At 31.6% G+C, this 17,196-nt stretch carries 18 protein-coding genes; 11 read left to right on the plus strand and 7 right to left on the minus strand.

Translation table 11 applies throughout. From position 1 onward, the window contains the following. Window positions 1-65 precede the first annotated feature (65 nt). The gene (gene smpB / locus N5E64_RS02130) at window positions 66-518 is read right to left on the minus strand and encodes an SsrA-binding protein SmpB (protein WP_038332657.1); all 453 of its coding nucleotides are present in this window, start codon (window positions 516-518) and stop codon (window positions 66-68) included. Between the two features lie 66 nt (window positions 519-584). Between smpB and N5E64_RS02135 the strand changes: the two genes are divergently transcribed. From N5E64_RS02135 to N5E64_RS02155, 5 genes are all read left to right on the plus strand, one after another. Beyond that, window positions 585-2,207: an ABC-F family ATP-binding cassette domain-containing protein gene (locus N5E64_RS02135; protein ID WP_038332655.1), complete on the plus strand. Its 1,623-nt coding sequence runs from the start codon at window positions 585-587 to the stop codon at window positions 2,205-2,207. Between the two features lie 96 nt (window positions 2,208-2,303). Then, entirely contained in the window at window positions 2,304-3,062 is a 759-nt protein-coding gene (locus tag N5E64_RS02140; protein ID WP_038332654.1) for a sensor histidine kinase, read from the plus strand. A gap of 31 nt (window positions 3,063-3,093) precedes the next feature. Then, the gene (locus N5E64_RS02145; protein ID WP_257468105.1) at window positions 3,094-3,753 is read left to right on the plus strand and encodes a LytTR family DNA-binding domain-containing protein; all 660 of its coding nucleotides are present in this window, start codon (window positions 3,094-3,096) and stop codon (window positions 3,751-3,753) included. Between the two features lie 158 nt (window positions 3,754-3,911). Further along, window positions 3,912-6,128, plus strand: a complete 2,217-nt coding sequence (locus N5E64_RS02150; RefSeq protein WP_115001855.1) for a cation:proton antiporter — start codon at window positions 3,912-3,914, stop codon at window positions 6,126-6,128. Between the two features lie 110 nt (window positions 6,129-6,238). Further along, window positions 6,239-6,778: a DUF922 domain-containing protein gene (locus N5E64_RS02155; RefSeq protein WP_280035481.1), complete on the plus strand. Its 540-nt coding sequence runs from the start codon at window positions 6,239-6,241 to the stop codon at window positions 6,776-6,778. Window positions 6,779-6,857: 79 nt separating this feature from the next. On the opposite strand, the gene gyrB is transcribed toward N5E64_RS02155, so the two are convergent. From gyrB to N5E64_RS02170, 3 genes are all read right to left on the minus strand, one after another. Continuing rightward, window positions 6,858-8,801, minus strand: coding sequence for a DNA topoisomerase (ATP-hydrolyzing) subunit B (gene gyrB / locus N5E64_RS02160; RefSeq protein ID WP_038332647.1), 1,944 nt, complete (start codon window positions 8,799-8,801; stop codon window positions 6,858-6,860). 188 nt (window positions 8,802-8,989) lie between these two features. Further along, on the minus strand, window positions 8,990-9,616 hold the full coding sequence (gene rsmG, locus N5E64_RS02165) for a 16S rRNA (guanine(527)-N(7))-methyltransferase RsmG (protein WP_125349806.1): 627 nt from the start codon (window positions 9,614-9,616) through the stop codon (window positions 8,990-8,992). 6 nt (window positions 9,617-9,622) lie between these two features. Further along, window positions 9,623-10,069 (minus strand): GAF domain-containing protein, encoded by a 447-nt coding sequence (locus tag N5E64_RS02170; RefSeq protein ID WP_038332644.1) that lies wholly within the window; start codon window positions 10,067-10,069, stop codon window positions 9,623-9,625. A 95-nt stretch (window positions 10,070-10,164) separates the two neighbouring features. Here N5E64_RS02170 and xrtF point away from each other — a divergent pair, with 95 nt between their 5' ends. Both xrtF and N5E64_RS02180 read left to right on the plus strand, forming a co-directional pair. Then, window positions 10,165-10,707, plus strand: a complete 543-nt coding sequence (gene xrtF / locus N5E64_RS02175) for an exosortase family protein XrtF (RefSeq protein ID WP_038332642.1) — start codon at window positions 10,165-10,167, stop codon at window positions 10,705-10,707. After that, entirely contained in the window at window positions 10,697-11,143 is a 447-nt protein-coding gene (locus N5E64_RS02180; RefSeq protein WP_038332639.1) for an exosortase F system-associated membrane protein, read from the plus strand. The genes xrtF and N5E64_RS02180 overlap by 11 nt, the downstream gene beginning before the upstream one ends. Window positions 11,144-11,179: 36 nt before the next feature. Here the strand turns inward: N5E64_RS02180 and N5E64_RS02185 are convergent, their stop codons facing one another. Both N5E64_RS02185 and rlmB read right to left on the minus strand, forming a co-directional pair. Next, on the minus strand, window positions 11,180-11,497 hold the full coding sequence (locus N5E64_RS02185; protein WP_038332637.1) for a hypothetical protein: 318 nt from the start codon (window positions 11,495-11,497) through the stop codon (window positions 11,180-11,182). Window positions 11,498-11,509: 12 nt separating this feature from the next. Next, complete coding sequence (gene rlmB, locus N5E64_RS02190; RefSeq protein WP_280035485.1) at window positions 11,510-12,259, minus strand: 23S rRNA (guanosine(2251)-2'-O)-methyltransferase RlmB; 750 nt, start codon at window positions 12,257-12,259, stop codon at window positions 11,510-11,512. A 79-nt stretch (window positions 12,260-12,338) separates the two neighbouring features. Between rlmB and N5E64_RS02195 the strand changes: the two genes are divergently transcribed. Continuing rightward, entirely contained in the window at window positions 12,339-12,893 is a 555-nt protein-coding gene (locus N5E64_RS02195) for an RDD family protein (RefSeq protein WP_280035487.1), read from the plus strand. Here the strand turns inward: N5E64_RS02195 and N5E64_RS02200 are convergent, their stop codons facing one another. Continuing rightward, complete coding sequence (locus tag N5E64_RS02200; RefSeq protein WP_280035489.1) at window positions 12,894-13,157, minus strand: hypothetical protein; 264 nt, start codon at window positions 13,155-13,157, stop codon at window positions 12,894-12,896. 43 nt (window positions 13,158-13,200) lie between these two features. On the opposite strand from N5E64_RS02200, the gene N5E64_RS02205 reads away from it, so the two are divergent. From N5E64_RS02205 to N5E64_RS02215, 3 genes are all read left to right on the plus strand, one after another. After that, window positions 13,201-13,995, plus strand: a complete 795-nt coding sequence (locus N5E64_RS02205) for a thymidylate synthase (protein WP_180905207.1) — start codon at window positions 13,201-13,203, stop codon at window positions 13,993-13,995. An 89-nt stretch (window positions 13,996-14,084) separates the two neighbouring features. Further along, window positions 14,085-16,619 carry a M1 family metallopeptidase gene (locus N5E64_RS02210; protein WP_280035492.1) on the plus strand — a complete coding sequence of 845 codons (2,535 nt, stop codon included), beginning with the start codon at window positions 14,085-14,087 and terminating at the stop codon, window positions 16,617-16,619. Between the two features lie 66 nt (window positions 16,620-16,685). Continuing rightward, on the plus strand, window positions 16,686-17,174 hold the full coding sequence (locus tag N5E64_RS02215; RefSeq protein WP_280035494.1) for a dihydrofolate reductase: 489 nt from the start codon (window positions 16,686-16,688) through the stop codon (window positions 17,172-17,174). Window positions 17,175-17,196: the final 22 nt, after the last annotated feature.

Genomic DNA, 17,196 nt, shown 5'->3' on the forward strand with positions numbered 1-17,196 from the left:
ATCAAATATTTAGCGTTTTAAATATATTAAATTTTACTTAATTTTTATACAATTATAAGACAAATTTAAGAATTCTTTATCATTCTATCCAAATCTCTTTTCAAATCTTTTCCTTTTATTGTGTTTCTTTTGTCAAAAAGTTTCTTCCCTTTTGCCAAATATATCTTCAATTTTGCCAACCCTTTATTGTTTATAAACAGCGTGGTTGCTACAATTGTCAATCCTGTCTCTTTCGTTTTGCGTTCTAATTTTCGCAACTCAGATTTTTGTAATAAAAGTTTTCTGTCTCGTCTCGTTTTATGATTAAAGTATGTTCCCCAATCATATTCGTCAATAAACATATTAACAATATAGAGTTCTCCATCCTTCATTTGACAAAAACTTTCAGTAATCGAAGCTTTTCCCATTCGGATAGATTTTATTTCAGTCCCAAATAATTGGATGCCGGCTTCGTAAGAATCTAATAATTCATACTCAAACCTTGCACGTTTATTCTTAATCGTAACTTCTTTCTGCACTTTATTTTATTCCAATTAAAATTTGTAACTTTGCCGGAAGGTCAAACAAACATCATACCAAAAATTATGTTAAATGTTTCTAATTTATCGCTTCAATTCGGCAAGCGTGTACTTTTCGACGAAGTTAATATAAAATTTACAAATGGCAACTGTTACGGGATAATTGGTGCCAATGGAGCAGGAAAATCTACTTTCTTAAAAATATTATCAGGTGAAATCGATCCAACTTCAGGACAAGTTAGTCTTGAAAAAGGAAAACGTATGTCTGTCTTAGAACAGAATCACTTCAAATATGACGAATATACAGTATTGGATACTGTTTTACGTGGAAATAAAGTATTATACGATATTAAAGAACGTATGGATGCTTTATATGCTAAACCAGATTTTTCTGAAGAAGATGGTATCAAGGCAGGAGAATTAGGTGTCGTTTATGAAGAAATGAACGGATGGAATGCAGAATCTGATGCTGCTACATTATTATCGAATGTAGGAATTGATTCGGATATGCATTATACATTAATGGGAGATTTAGATAATAAAGCGAAAGTTCGTATTTTGATTGCTCAAGCTTTATTTGGAAATCCTGACGTGTTAATCTTAGATGAGCCTACCAACGAATTGGACGTTAATACAATTCAATGGTTAGAGGATTTCTTAGGTAATTTCGAGAATACTGTAATCGTTGTATCGCACGACCGTCACTTCTTAGACGCAGTTTGTACGCATATTTGTGATTTAGATTTCTCTAAATTAAACCTATATTCTGGTAACTATACATTCTGGTACGAGTCTTCTCAGTTAGCTGCAAAACAACGTGCGCAACAAAACAAAAAAGCTGAAGAAAAGAAAAAGGAATTACAAGATTTCATTGCTCGTTTCTCTTCTAACGTTGCTAAGGCAAAACAAACGACTTCTCGTAAAAAAATGATCGAGAAATTAAATATCGAAGATATCAAACCTTCTTCTCGTCGATATCCAGCACTTATCTGGGAACAATCGCGTGAGGCTGGTGATCAAATCTTAGAAGTAAACAATTTATCTGCTTCTGTAGATGGAGAAGTTTTATTTAAAGATGCGAACATCAACTTGAAAAAAGGTGATAAAATTGGTATTTTCTCTCGCAACTCGAAAGCGGTTTCTCAATTTTTTGAAATTCTTTCAGGAAAAGCTCAGCCAGATTCTGGAGATTTTACTTGGGGAATTACAACAACACAAGCGTATTTACCTTTAGATAATACAGATTTCTTCAAAGAAGATATCAACTTGGTTGATTGGTTACGTCAATATACAGAATCAGACGATGAACGTCACGAAGAATTTATGCGTGGTTTCTTAGGGAAAATGTTATTCTCTGGAGACGAAGCTCTTAAAAAATCTTCTGTTTTATCAGGAGGTGAAAAAATGCGTTGTATGTTCTCTCGCATGATGTTATTACGTGCAAACGTATTATTGTTAGACGAGCCAACAGGTCACTTAGACTTAGAATCGATTACAGCATTGAATAATTCTTTGGTTAATTTCAAAGGAACAATTTTAATGGGTTCTCATGACCACGAATTGATTCAAACAACTTGTAACCGTATTATCGAGTTAACTCCAAACGGAATCATCGATCGTTATATGACGTATGATGAATTCTTAGATGATCCAAAAGTAAAAGAATTAAAAGCAAAATATTACGCTTAATAATTTCTTTCACCATATTTCTAAAAATCCAGAAGGTTCTACTTTCTGGATTTTTTTATTCATAAATTATTCTATCTTTGAGTTAGAATTTTTCGCATGATTCAACTTCCTACCATATTACTTTATCTCATTATTGCATTGATTATTTTTCTAATCATTATGATTACATATTTAATCCATTCATTAAAATCTGAGAAAAAAATAAGTCATGAGCAAACGCAACGTTTAGACAATTTATCTACAAAAGTTGATGAGTTAAAATTGGAGTCATACGAAGCTAAACTGAATCCTCATTTATTCAAAAACATACTTAATTCTATTCAGTCAAATGCTTATCAAACCTATTATACGATTGATAAATTGGCAAATGTGTTGGATTATATTTTGTACGAAAGCAAAGACAATTTTGTGACGATAAAAGATGAAATAGATTTCACTAAAAACTTTATTGAAATTAATAAAGTAAAAGTTTCGCCTTTGTTTGATTTTCAAGTTAAAACGAAAATTGATGAAACTTCACCTTATTATCAAGAAAAAATTATTTTACCTTTATTAAGTATTGATTTTATTGAAAATGCTTTTAAACATACCGACTTTCAACAAGCCAATTCATTTATAAAAATTTTGCTTGAACTGAATAATAAATCATTTCAAATTCAGGTAATGAATAAAATTTCACCAAAAAATAGTTTGAAAAAAGAAACTGGCGGACATGGAAGTCAATCATTAGAACACCGCTTGAAAATGGTTTACGACGACGATTTCTCACTTTCTAAAACAATTGAACAAGATATTTTTGTAGCCAACTTAAAAATAAATCTACATGAGTTTTACACTAAAATGCATACTAATTGACGACGAAATTCTTGGGTTAAAGTACCTGAAAATGTTGTGTGAACAAATGGAAGACATCGAAGTTGTGAAAGCTTATGTTGATCCTGAATTATTCATTAACGAAATCGAAAATCTTGATTTTGACTTTTGTATTTTAGATATCGAAATGCCTAAAATTAATGGTTTACAAATCGCTAATTTATTAAAAGAAAAACCGTTTATTTTTTCCACTGCTTATAAGGAATATGCTGTTGATGCTTTTGATTTAGATGCGACAGATTATATTCAAAAACCAATCAAAAAAGAGCGTTTACAACAAGCCGTTGACAAAGTAAAAAAACGTTTACAAAATAATTTTTCGACACCAAATAATTTTGTACAATTAAATTCGGATAAAGGAAAAATTTTGTTGCAGTTTAATCAAATTTTGTACATTACAACTTCTAGTGTTGACAGCCGTGATAAAGTGGTTTATTATCAAGATTTATCGTTCTTGATTTTGAAAAACATTACACTTGATTCATTGTCAGAAATGTTACCCGAAAAAGATTTTGTTCGCATCAATAAACGAGAAATAATTAGCTTACATCATATTAAATATTTTCACTCAGACAATGTTACTTTAGATGTTTTATCAAAAGAAAATAAAGAAATTAATTTGGTGTTAAGTGAAGTTTACAAAGCTAATTTTATTGCTCAAATTTCAATTTGATTACAAAAAAAATCCATTTCATTACATTTTACTCAAGTTTAAAAAATATTGATATTTTTCTGTAAATTAATTTCTGACTTTTGTTGAAAATTAACGCCATGAAAAAATCGACAAGAAATTCTATTTTTTATATAATAACCATTCTACTTTGTTCAATCATGATGTATTTTATTGTGATTAAAGCAGAAGAAATGGAAGCTGGAAAACATGTTGTTCATGCTGCAAATGGAAGCAATTACTTCAATGATTTCATCAACAGTATTACACACAATATTGGACACCCTCTTGCTATTTTATTAGCACAAATTGTGACCATTATATTTACCGCAAGAGTTTTTGGATGGATATTTAATAAAATTGGACAACCAACTGTAATTGGAGAAATTATTGCAGGTATTTTCCTTGGTCCTTCTTTCATTGGAATGCATTTCCCAGAATTTTTCGGAGATCTTTTCCCAAAAGAATCATTAGGAAACTTAGAATTTATCAGTCAAATCGGTTTGATTCTATTCATGTATGTCATCGGAATGGAGTTAGACCTTAAAGTGCTAAAGAAAAATGCACAAGACGCCATAGTTATTAGTCACGCGAGTATCATTATTCCATTTACACTTGGTTTAGCTCTAGCTGGATTAATTTATATGGAATTTGCTCCAGAAGGAATTAACTTTCTATCATTTGCCCTTTTTATCGGAATTTCGATGAGTATTACAGCCTTTCCCGTTCTGGCTCGTATTGTACAAGAACGCGGGATTAGCAAAACTCGTTTAGGTTCTATTGTAATTACTTGCGCTGCAGCCGACGATATCACGGCTTGGTGTTTATTAGCCGCGGTTATCGCCATTGTAAAAGCTGGCTCATTCATCAGTTCATTGTATGTTATTTTACTCGCAATTGTTTACGTTATCGCGATGGTTCGTTTCGTTCGTCCTTTCCTAAAGAGAATTGCAGACGTACATTCGAGCAAAACAACGCTTACAAAACCTATCATTGGAATCTTTTTCTTGGTCTTAATTATTTCTTCATACTTAAGTGAAATCATAGGAATTCATGCATTATTTGGAGCTTTTTTAGCTGGAACAATTATGCCTGAAAATGTGAAATTTAGAAATTTATTCATCGAAAAAATAGAAGATGTTTCATTGGTTTTATTACTTCCGCTGTTCTTTGTTTTTACAGGTTTAAGAACACAAATTGGATTATTAGATAGTCCACATTTATGGCAAACTGCGGGAATGATTATTTTGGTAGCTGTAACAGGAAAATTTGTTGGAAGTGCAGTAGCCGCTAAATTTGTTGGACAAAACTGGAGAGACAGTTTGACCATTGGTGCCTTAATGAATACACGAGGTTTGATGGAATTAGTCGTGCTAAACATTGGATATGATTTAGGAGTTTTAACACCAGAAGTTTTCGCTATGATGGTGATAATGGCTTTGGTCACAACTTTTATGACAGGTCCAGCTTTGGATTTAATCAATTGGATTTTCCGCAAACAAAAAACAGAAAATGAACTTTCTGAAATTAGTCAAAGTCAGAAATATAAAATTTTAATTGATTTTCAAACACCTGAAAAAGGTGCTGAATTGTTACGAATAGCTAATAGCTTTATCAAAAAACAAGACGAAAACTCACTTGTTTCGGCAATTCATGTGATGAAAAGTAGCGAAGTGCAACATTTCAATCTTGAAGATAGAGAAGCAGAAATTTTCGAACCGATTATTGAGGTTTCCAAAGAATTACATCAAGATGTAACGACAATGTTCAAAGTTTCTACAGATATGGTTTTTGAGACAATTGATATTGCACAAAAAGGTGATTACGATTTAATGTTGATGGGTGTTAGAAATTCTATTTATTCGGGTTCGTTATTAGGAAATATTTTAGGATTTACGACAAAAATTATCGATCCAGATATTTTGATTGGTCAAGTTACTGGAAAAGAAAACATGTTTGATCATTCAATTTTCAACGAAAGAACGAAACAATTATTGAACAAATCAACAGTTCCTGTTGGAATTGTTTTGGACAAAAATTTTACTAAAGCAGAAAAAGTTTTTCTTCCTCTTTTTGGAAATAAAGATGCCGATTTACTGAAATATGCACAACGTTTAATATCAAATAGCGAATCTCAAATTATTATTGTAGACGTAAGCGGTTACACGAAACGTCATTCAGAAGTAAAAGAAATTATTCGTAGTATCGAAAATATTGCTCCAAATCATATTAGTCTTTCGTACAAACAACAATTGGATAAAGAGTTTTTGGATGAAATGGATTTGATGATGATTAGTATGGAAAGCTGGAAAAACCTTATCGAAACGAAAAGCATTTGGATTTCCAATGTACCAACCACTTTGATTATTTCTGAGTAGAGGAAAATTAATTATATTAGTGGTTTTTAATGATAGATTTAGATTAAATATTTTTTTTAATTTTAGTTGTACAAAAAAATAAAATCTACAATTTAATAAACCTAAAAAAAATGTATAAAATTTTATTACTTAAACTTACTTTAATTATTTCAACAATCTGTTTTGGTCAAAAAATAATTGTTAATAACCAAGAGTATACAGGAAGATTGACTTGGGATGATTTCAAAGGGAAAATTGACAATAACTCTTCTTTTACAGCTTACACTTCTTATAAGTTTCGTACAAAAATAGAAAGTGTAAAAACTGAAGGGGATTCAATTACCATCAATGGTTTTGAAATTATCTTAGAATTAGATCAAACTAAATCGTGGGCAAAAATGAATAAAGTCACAGACAATCTATTGATTCATGAGCAAGGACATTTTGACATAGGAATTTTAACTATTAAAGAAATATTAAAAAAGTATAAAACAACAAAATTTACTACGAGTAATTTCAATATAACTCTTCAAAATTTAATTAAAGAAGTTTCAAAAAAATATAATGATATGGCAATTAAATATGATAAAGAAACAAACCATTCTGCAAATGTAGTTCAGCAACAAAAATGGAACATTTTCTTTTCTAAACAGTTATCTATATACGATTAATCTTTAATAAGAGTTTAAACAAAAAAAATCCGTTCAATAGTTTTGAACGGATTTTTTTTATCTTAATTAGAATAAACTCTTAAACATCAATTTTTGCATAGTGTGCATTTTTCTCGATAAACTCACGACGAGGCGGTACATCATCACCCATCAACATAGAGAACACGCGATCTGCTTCTGTCGCATTATCAATTGTTACTTTACGCAACGTTCTGTGCTCTGGATTAAGTGTTGTATCCCATAATTGCTCTGCGTTCATTTCCCCAAGACCTTTGTATCGTTGAATTGTAACTCCTTTACCAGAACCATCTGTAGAGAATTCGGCAGTTAAACGCTCACGATCTTTTTCGTCCCAAGCATATTCTGCTTTCGCTCCTTTTTTAATTAAATATAAAGGTGGCGTTGCAATATAAATATGTCCTTGCTCAATCAATTCTTTCATGTAACGGAAGAAGAATGTCAAAATTAATGTCGCGATGTGAGAACCGTCGACATCAGCATCGGTCATAATTACAACCTTGTGGTAACGTAATTTTGAGATATTAAGTGCTTTCGAATCTTCTTCAGTTCCAATTGTTACACCTAAAGCTGTATATATATTTTTAATCTCTTCGTTATCCAAAACTTTGTGCGCCATCGCTTTTTCAACATTTAAGATTTTACCACGTAATGGTAAAATTGCTTGAAAATGACGATCACGACCTTGTTTTGCCGTTCCTCCGGCAGAATCTCCCTCGACTAAGAATAACTCAGACTCTTCTGGTTTACGAGAAGAACAATCCGCTAATTTTCCTGGCAATCCACTTCCTCCCATTGGGTTTTTGCGTTGTACCATTTCACGAGCTTTCTTCGCTGCCTGACGAGCTTTTGCTGCTAAAATTACTTTATCAACAATTTGTTTTGCTTCTGTTGGATTTTCTTCTAAGAAATTCGTTAACATTTCTGCTACGATTTTATCAACCGCAGGAGAAACTTCAGAGTTTCCTAATTTCGTTTTCGTTTGTCCTTCAAATTGAGGCTCCATTACTTTTACCGAAATTACCGCTGTTAATCCTTCACGGAAATCATCACCAACGATTTCAACTTTTTCTTTTGCAAGATTAAAGTTTTCTTCTGCATATTTTTTCAATGTACGTGTCAACGCACGACGGAAACCAGATAAATGTGTTCCACCTTCATGTGTATTGATATTATTTACATACGAATGTACATTTTCGTTATACGATGTATTGTATCGCATTGCAACCTCAACTGGAATTCCATCACGTTCTCCTTCCATAAAGATTACTTTGTCCATGATAGATTCGCGGCTACCATCAATAAACTCAACAAATTCTTTTAATCCTTCTTCAGAATGAAAAGTTTCTGTAACAGGATTTCCTTCAGCATCTTTTTCGCGTTCATCAACCAATACAATATTGATTCCTTTGTTCAAGAAAGCTAACTCACGCAAACGATTTGCTAAAGTAGAATAGTTATATGTTTGTACTTCTTGGAAAATTGTATCATCTGGCGTAAAAGTTACTGTTGTACCACTTTTATCAGTCGTTCCAACTTCTTTTACATCGTACAAAGGTTTCCCTTTCGAATATTCCTGAATATATTGTTTTCCGTTCTTGAAAACTTCTGCCGATAAATGGTTAGAAAGTGCATTAACACACGAAACTCCAACACCGTGCAAACCTCCAGAAACTTTGTACGTATCTTTATCAAACTTACCACCTGCACCAATTTTCGTCATTACAACTTCTAATGCAGATTTTCCTTCTTTTTTATGTAAGTCGACAGGAATACCACGTCCGTTATCTTCGACACGAATCGAGTTTCCTTCTAAAATTGTTACCTTGATTGTATCACAGTATCCTGCTAAAGCTTCATCAATAGAGTTATCAACAACCTCGTAAACTAAATGGTGTAATCCTCTAACTCCGACGTCTCCAATGTACATCGATGGACGAAGACGTACGTGCTCCATTCCTTCTAACGCTTGGATATTATCCGCCGTATATGTGTTATTACTCATAATATGTCTCTAACTTTTTAAAACAAACAAATATAGTCAATTTTGACGAGAAAACCTCTTAAAAAGAACTTAAAGTATTGGATAAAATAACGTTTTAAAGATTCATTTTTTGGATTAATTCAATAATTGTTAAAATAAAAAACCGAAATCGAATTGACTTCGGTTTTCAAGTATATAATTTCTATAAATTAAATATCTTTCTTTTCTAAATAAACGACTTTTTTCGTTTCGAAAAAATCTTCGTCAAAAAAGTTTTGAATATCAAATAAAACTGCATTCGGAAAACCTGCTAATTCTTCTGTCAAATCGCCTCCTTTTAGGTACAACAAACCATTTGGAAAAGGATTAATTGCTTCTTTTTTGAATTTTCCACGAATCCATTCCGCAAATCTTGGCATTGCTGTTACCGCACGGGAAACCACAAAATCGTATTTATCTGTTAACTCTTCGGCACGCTTTTGTTCAGCTTTTACATTCGTCAAACCTAAACCATCAGCCACACCTTTTACAACCTTTATTTTTTTTCCTATAGAATCAACCAAATGAAACTGAACATTCGGAAACAAAATTGCCAACGGAATTCCTGGTAAACCTCCGCCAGTTCCTACATCAAGAACAGAAGAACCATCTGCAAACTCCATCACTTTTGCAATCGCTAACGAATGTAAAATATGATTCGTATAAATTTCGTCAATATCTTTTCGAGAAACAACATTGATTTGATCGTTCCATTCTTTGTACAAATCACCAACTTTCGAAAATTGCTCGATTTGTTTCTCCGTTAAATCAGGAAAATATTTTAAAATTAAATCAATCATTGCTTAAATAATTTCTGAAACTCGCTGACAAACGTAATCTAACAACTTTGTATCGTCTTCTGTAAACGGATTAATTTTGTGCGAATCGATATCAATTTGACCAATATTTTCTCCATTTTTGAAAATTGGAACAACAATTTCAGCTTTCGTTTCGATTGAACAAGCCAAATAATTATCTTGTGCATAAACGTCTGGCACAACAAAAGTTTCGTTAGATTCTGCTACTTGTCCACAAATTCCTTTACCATAAGGAATTATTGTATGATCGGTTGCCGCTCCAACATAAGGACCAAGTTTTAGCTCGTTTTTATCTCCATTCTTGAAATAAAATCCCACCCAATTGTAGTATTCAACTTCATCACTCAACAATTGACAAATCTTTTGTAGTCTGTCTTCCGTAGAAATTGCGCTATCAATTATGACATCCACGCGTTTATGTAAATCTTGCATTTTGTTACTTCTAAAAAAGCAAATTTATTGATTAATCATAACTTAATCAAAAGTTGACGTTTTTCATTTATCTTTGTACAAGATTTTTTAATCAAATGAAAGAATTTAAACCCTTATTGTTATTCCTTGCACGTTTTTTAGGAACTTACATTATTTTAAGTTTAGCTTATAAATTATATTTAGATCAATATTTACCGCACAATAACCCTGATCCGTTTACAAAATTAACATCAGATATAACAGCTTTTGGCTTGAACAAATGTGGTTTTTTCTCATTTTCTAATATTGCCGAAAATCACCCTTGGATGCGTTTGGTTGTAGATGGACAAGTTGCATCTATTGTAAATGAAGGTTGTAATGCGATTTCTATTCTGATCATTTTCGTTTCGTTTATCGTTGCTTTTTACACGAATTTCAAACAAACTTTTTTGTTTATTTTGTCTGGTTTAGCAATTCTTTTTGTGATGAATATTTCGAGAATTATGTTGCTAAATTATATTTTTAGATACCACGCAGAATATGGTAAAATGGCGCACGATTATTTGTTTCCAGCAATTATTTATGGTTCAATCGTAATTCTTTGGATTGTTTGGATTAAGTTTTTTGTAACAAAATACAATAAGCGAAATGCCAAATAAATATTTACGTTACGCAATTGCAGTTTTACTTGTTTTTGGATTGATATTAGTCCGAAAATTTGAAGATGTTTTATTTTATGATCCTTTCATAAAATACTTTCATTTTGTTGGTCATTCAAAATTCCCAGAAATTGATTTACCAAAATTGAGCGCTAGTTTGACAGTTCGTTATCTTATCAATACATTATTAACTGTATTAATTATTTGGTTTATTTTCTGGAAAAAAATTTACGTTAAATTCTCTATCATTATCATGATTATTGGATTAATCGTTCTTTTACCAATCTATAATTATTTGATTTCGACACAATTTTCATCAGGCGAAATGATTTTCTTTTATGTGAGAAGATTTCTCATTCAGCCTATGTTTTTATTGATTTTAGTTCCTTGTTTTTATTACCAAGAAATACAATATAAAAAAACGGTCGAAAATTAATTTTCGACCGTTTTTTTATTTTATCTAATTTATATTTTACAATAAACCTGATTCATCTTTTTCTTGTTGTGCATCCAATTTTGCTTGCTCTTTTGCAGCAGCTTCTTGTGCTTTTTGTTCTGCAACTTTACGTTTTTCTTCGTTTGCAATCTCTGCATTTGCTTTATTCACCGCTTTGTATTTATAAAGCCAGCCTAAAAATCCTCCCAAAATAAATCCGATACCAGCACCTCCAGTAATTCCTACCAAAAATTCTTTATCCGAAAATAATCTCGAAATATCCAAATTCGTAAAATAATACATTGCAATACTAATCGCAATCAACAAAAATCCAATAAAAGTAGAATAGGTCATCGTTATATGTTTTTAAAATAAATCTTGTAACATTCTTTGGCGAACAGCTTCGTACAAAATCGCTCCAGCCGCAACCGAAACATTCAATGAAGCAGTTTGTCCAGCCATAGGCAATTTAATAATTTTATCCGAAATTTTAATAATAGAATCCGAAACACCATCTTCCTCACTTCCCATCACAATAGCTGCAGGAACAGAGAAATCTGCATCATAAATAAAATCTGCTGATTTTTCAGAAGCACTAAAAATTGAGATTCCAGCCGATTGTAAATATTTAATAACATTCACTAAATTTCCTTCTTTACAAACCGGAATATTGTACAACGCTCCTGTCGAAGTTTTGATCGCATCTGCATTTACAGAAGCCGAACCTTTTGCTGGAATAATAATTGCATCAACACCAACACATTCCGCTGTACGAGCGATTGCACCAAAATTACGAACATCAGAAACACGATCTAAAATCAAGATAAAAGGCGTTTTTCCTTGCTCCCAAATTTGAGGTAATACATTTTCGATTGAATCAAATTCGATTGGCGAAATAAATGCATAGACTCCTTGGTGATTTTTTCCTGTAAAACGATTTAGTTTTTCTACAGGTACATAACTTACAGGAATTTCATATTCAGTGATTAATTTTCTCAATTCTGAAAAAATTTCTCCTTGTAAACCTTTTTGAATAAAAATTTTGTCGATTGTTTTCCCTGCTTCAATCGCTTCTATTACTGGTCTTAAACCAAAAATTCCCGCTTCGTTTTTCATAAGTGCAAAGATAGAGTTTTTATGGAAATGATTGAAGTTGATTGTAAAAAAAGCTTATTTTCGTTTAAAAATAAATTTAATGAATAATACTGAAAATAAATATGATACTTTTTATCGAAGAATAATTGCAAGATTTATAGACTTTGCAATTTTTATAGTAATCAATTTTATAATTTCATTTATTTTTTCATTGTTACAAAAACCTAAGGTTATGCAACTTTCTATGAATAATAATATAAATAGCATATTAGAAACTAAAGAAACCTATCAGGAATATAGTTTCGACTTAATTTCAGATTGGTTTATTCACAACAATTTTTACATCACTCTACTATTCTTAATCTACATGATTCTTACTAATTATTTTTTTAGTGGATCAATTGGAAAAATGCTTGTAGGTATTAAAGTTATAGAAATCGAAGAAACATGTAAACCATCTTTTATTAACTCATTCAAAAGAAGTTTATTTGGTATTATATATTTACCTTTCTTATATCTTTTTGAAGATAATTTTATAGTTATAATAGGTGTTTTAGTTTTTTATATTTTAAATGCATTTCAAATTTCATCTAATAAAAAGAAGCTAACATTTGAAGACATTATCGCTAAAACTGTTGTAATTAAATCAAAATAATTATTTCCCTGCCCTTCTCTTCAATTGTTGTAAATAATTTGGAAAGCTCATATACAACATGCAACCAATAACAATTAGCGAAATCATTGAGATTAAATTTAGTTTGATATGAACAATTTTTGACACAAAAACAACCACCAAAACAACATTAAATAAAGTTTGGAAATAAAAATGTTGCGCAATTTTTCGTCCAAAATCTGATTTGCTATACGAAGCAAAAAACATAAAAAGCACTAAAATTGTAAAAATTAAACTAATTTTCATTCTAAAAAAAATCACTAAATTTGAAAGGTTAAATATACTCAAAATGCAACAATATCACGATTTATGTAAAAAGGTTTTAGCAGAAGGCGCTTTTAAAGAAGACAGAACGGGAACAGGAACTAAAAGTATTTTTGGTTACCAAATGCGTTTCGATTTGTCGAAAGGTTTCCCTTTGGTGACGACTAAAAAATTACATTTAAAATCGATTATCTACGAATTGTTGTGGTTTTTGAAAGGTGATACGAATATCAAATATTTAACAGATAATGGTGTAAGAATATGGAACGAATGGGCTGACGAAAATGGTGATTTAGGTCCTATTTATGGTCATCAATGGCGTTCATGGGGGAAACCAAATGGAGAAGTTGTTGACCAAATTAAAGTTGCGATTGATCAAATAAAAAATAATCCTGATTCACGTAGAATTATAGTTTCTGCTTGGAATGTTGGAGAATTAGATCAAATGGCTTTAGCTCCATGTCATGCATTTTTTCAGTTTTATGTGAATGATGGAAAATTATCGTTGCAATTGTATCAACGTAGTGCAGATATTTTCTTAGGTGTTCCATTCAATATTGCGTCATATGCGTTATTACAAATGATGGTTGCACAAGTTTGTGATTTAGAAGTCGGCGATTTTGTGCATACTTTTGGAGATGCACATATTTACAAAAATCATTTTGAACAAGTTGAACTACAATTAACACGCGAACCTTTTCCTCTTCCAACAATGAAAATCAATCCGAATGTAAAGGATATTTTTGATTTTACATACGAAGATTTCGAATTAGAAAATTATCAAGCTCATCCTCACATCAAAGGAATTGTAGCAGTTTAATCATAAAAAAACACTTAAAGTCTCCAAATTGGAGGCTTTTTTTGTAACTTTTCGAGAAAATTATCAACCAATAGAAATAAATTTTTACGATGAAAAAACGAATCCTTTGGCTTTCATCAGCCTTTATTATATCAAGTCTTACTTATGCGCAAGTAATGACGCCACCGCCGAGTTATAACGAAAACCAAACGAACAAATTAGATATTTATCGTGCAGAAGCAGAACGAATTAATAATCTTGTTCATACCAAATTGGATCTTAAATTTGATTATGCAAAAGAGCACGTTTTAGGTGAAGCTTGGGTAACATTGAAACCACATTTCTATGCTACAAACAAAGTTACATTAGACGCAAAAGCAATGTTGATTAGCGAAGTCGCTTTGGTAAATGGTGCTACAAAAAAAAAATTAAATTATAAATACGATGATTTACAATTAGTCATCGATTTGGATAAAGAATACAAAAAAGATCAAGAATATACACTTTACATCAAGTATACAGCGCGTCCAAACGAAGTAAAACAAGAAGGAAGTGCGGCCATAAACGATGCAAAAGGTGTTTATTTTATCAATGCAAAAGGTGAACGACCAAATTATCCAACTCAAATTTGGACACAAGGCGAAACTGAATCTTCTTCTTGTTGGTTCCCGACAATTGATAAAACGAATCAAAAAACTTCACAAGAAATCACGTTAACATATCCTGATAAATATGTTTCATTATCAAATGGAACGATGAAATCTTCGAAGAAAAATTCGGATGGAACAAAAACTGATTATTGGAAATTCGATAAAAAACATGCTCCATATTTATTCTTTTTCGGAATTGGAGATTATGCAGTTATCAATGATAAATGGAAAAATATCAATGTTGATTATTACGTAGAACCAGAATATAAAGACGTTGCGAAGCAAATTTTTGGTAATACACCAGAAATGATTCAGTTCTTTTCTGATAGATTAAACTATCCTTATCCTTGGGATAAATATGCACAAATGACGGCTCGCGAATATGTTTCTGGAGCTATGGAAAATACAACAGCTTCTTTATTTCATGATGGTGTTCAGCAAAAAGCTGGTCAATTAGTCGATGAAAACACTGCTGAATATGTTATTGCGCACGAATTATTTCACCATTGGTTTGGAGATTTAGTTACGGCTGAAAGTTGGGGAAATTTAACAGTGAATGAATCGTTTGCTAATTATTCTGAATATTTATGGTTTGAATATAAATACGGAAAAGAGAAAGCGGATGAGCATCGTTACAACGAAATGTTTGGTTATAAACAAGGCGATGGACCAACGAAAAATTTGGTTCGAGTTCATTACAATTCTCGCGAAGACATGTTTGATGGTGTTTCGTACAACAAAGGTGGAATTATCTTACATATGTTGAGAAACTTCTTAGGAGATGATGCTTTCTTCAAAGGTTTGAACAAATATTTGAAAGATAATGAATACGGAAAAGCTGAATCTGCTCAATTACGATTGGCTTTGGAAGAAGTTTCTGGTCGTGACTTAAATTGGTTTTTCAATCAATGGTATTACGAAAATGGTCATCCAAAATTAACAGTTGTTTCAGATTATTCTTCAGCAAATAAAAAAATAAAAGTTGTTGTTCGTCAAGATGCTTCAAAATTATTTGAATTTCCTTTTGCGATTGATATTGTCGAAAATGGAAAAACAACGCGTCAACAAGTTTGGGTTCCAAAACAAGCCGAAACTGTTTTCGAATTTGCAGCAAACCAAAAACCTGATGTCGTTATTCCAAATGCGGATCAAGTTTTATTAGCAGATATCGACGATAAAAAACCTGTTGAAGATTTTATTGCGCAATACAAAGCTGGAAAAGGAAATTACACGACACGTTTATTAGCGATTGAAGCAATGGCAAATGCGCAAGCAACTAATCCAAAAGCGGCTGATGCATTGGTTAATGCGTTAGATGATTCATTTGATGGATTAAGAATTTATGCAATTCATAAATTAGATACAAAATCAAAAACGATTGTAGATAAAGCTTCATCAAAATTAAAACAATTAGCTTCTAACGATCCTAAAACATTGGTTCAAGCGGCAGCTTTAAGTGCTTTGAATGATGCCAATATTTATGATGCAACAATTTTCGAGAAAGCTTCAAAAAGTCCATCGTTTAGTGTTCAAGGAGCTTCATTAACAGGAATCTTAAAAAATAATCCTTCAAAAATTAATGATTTAACAACTAATCTTGACAATGAAGTGATTAAAGGTTCACCAGATTTAGCAATGGCATTAGTTCCGACTTGGATTAAAAATAATCAATTGGATAAAGCTGCTTTAATTTCTGAATCTGCTGCGATGTATGAATTCGTAAAATTCCAAGATCCAGAAAAAGGAAAAATTGCTGAACAAGCTTTCAATTGGATTATGAACAATGATACACCAGATGCAACAGCTGAAATTGCGAAAACATATTCGCGCTATTATCCATACTTGAAAGAGCAAAATCCACAAGCTGGACAAGCGGTGAAAATGATGGCTGAAAAAGCGTTGCAAGTGAAAACGAATGCTGCAAAAACAATTAAATCTGCAACTATTGCAAAACAAGTGGAGCAATTACAAGATGCAATAAATAAAATGAAATAATTCGCTAAAATTATTATATTTGTTAGGCTATCCCCAAAAAGGATAGCTTTTTTTACCTTATAACTTATGATAAACATTGTAGTAGCAAAAGCAAGCAACAACGTAATTGGTGCAAAAAACGATTTGATTTGGCATTTACCAAATGATTTGAAACATTTCAAAAGTATAACTTCTGGACATCCTATTATTATGGGACGAAAGACATTCGAATCATTAGGTAGACCTTTACCAAATCGTACCAATATTGTTGTGACAAGAGATCAGAATTGGAATGCAGAAGGTATCGAAATTGCTTCATCTTTAGCAAAAGCAATAGAAGCTGCAAAAAAAATTGACGATGATATTTACATTCTTGGTGGTGGAAATATTTATAAACAAGCGATGGAATTTACAGATGTTTTGTACATCACAGAAGTTCATCACGAATTTGATGGAGACACTTATTTCCCAGAAATAGACTTGGACGAATGGGAAGAAGTAGAACGAGAAGATTTCAAAAAAGATGAAAAACATCCATATGCTTACTCGTTTGTGACGTATAAAAGAATAGATTAGAAACTTTCGTGCATAAAAAAAG

The sequence above is a fragment of the Empedobacter sp. GD03739 genome, from assembly GCF_029843245.1.
Lineage (GTDB): Bacteria > Bacteroidota > Bacteroidia > Flavobacteriales > Weeksellaceae > Empedobacter > Empedobacter falsenii_B.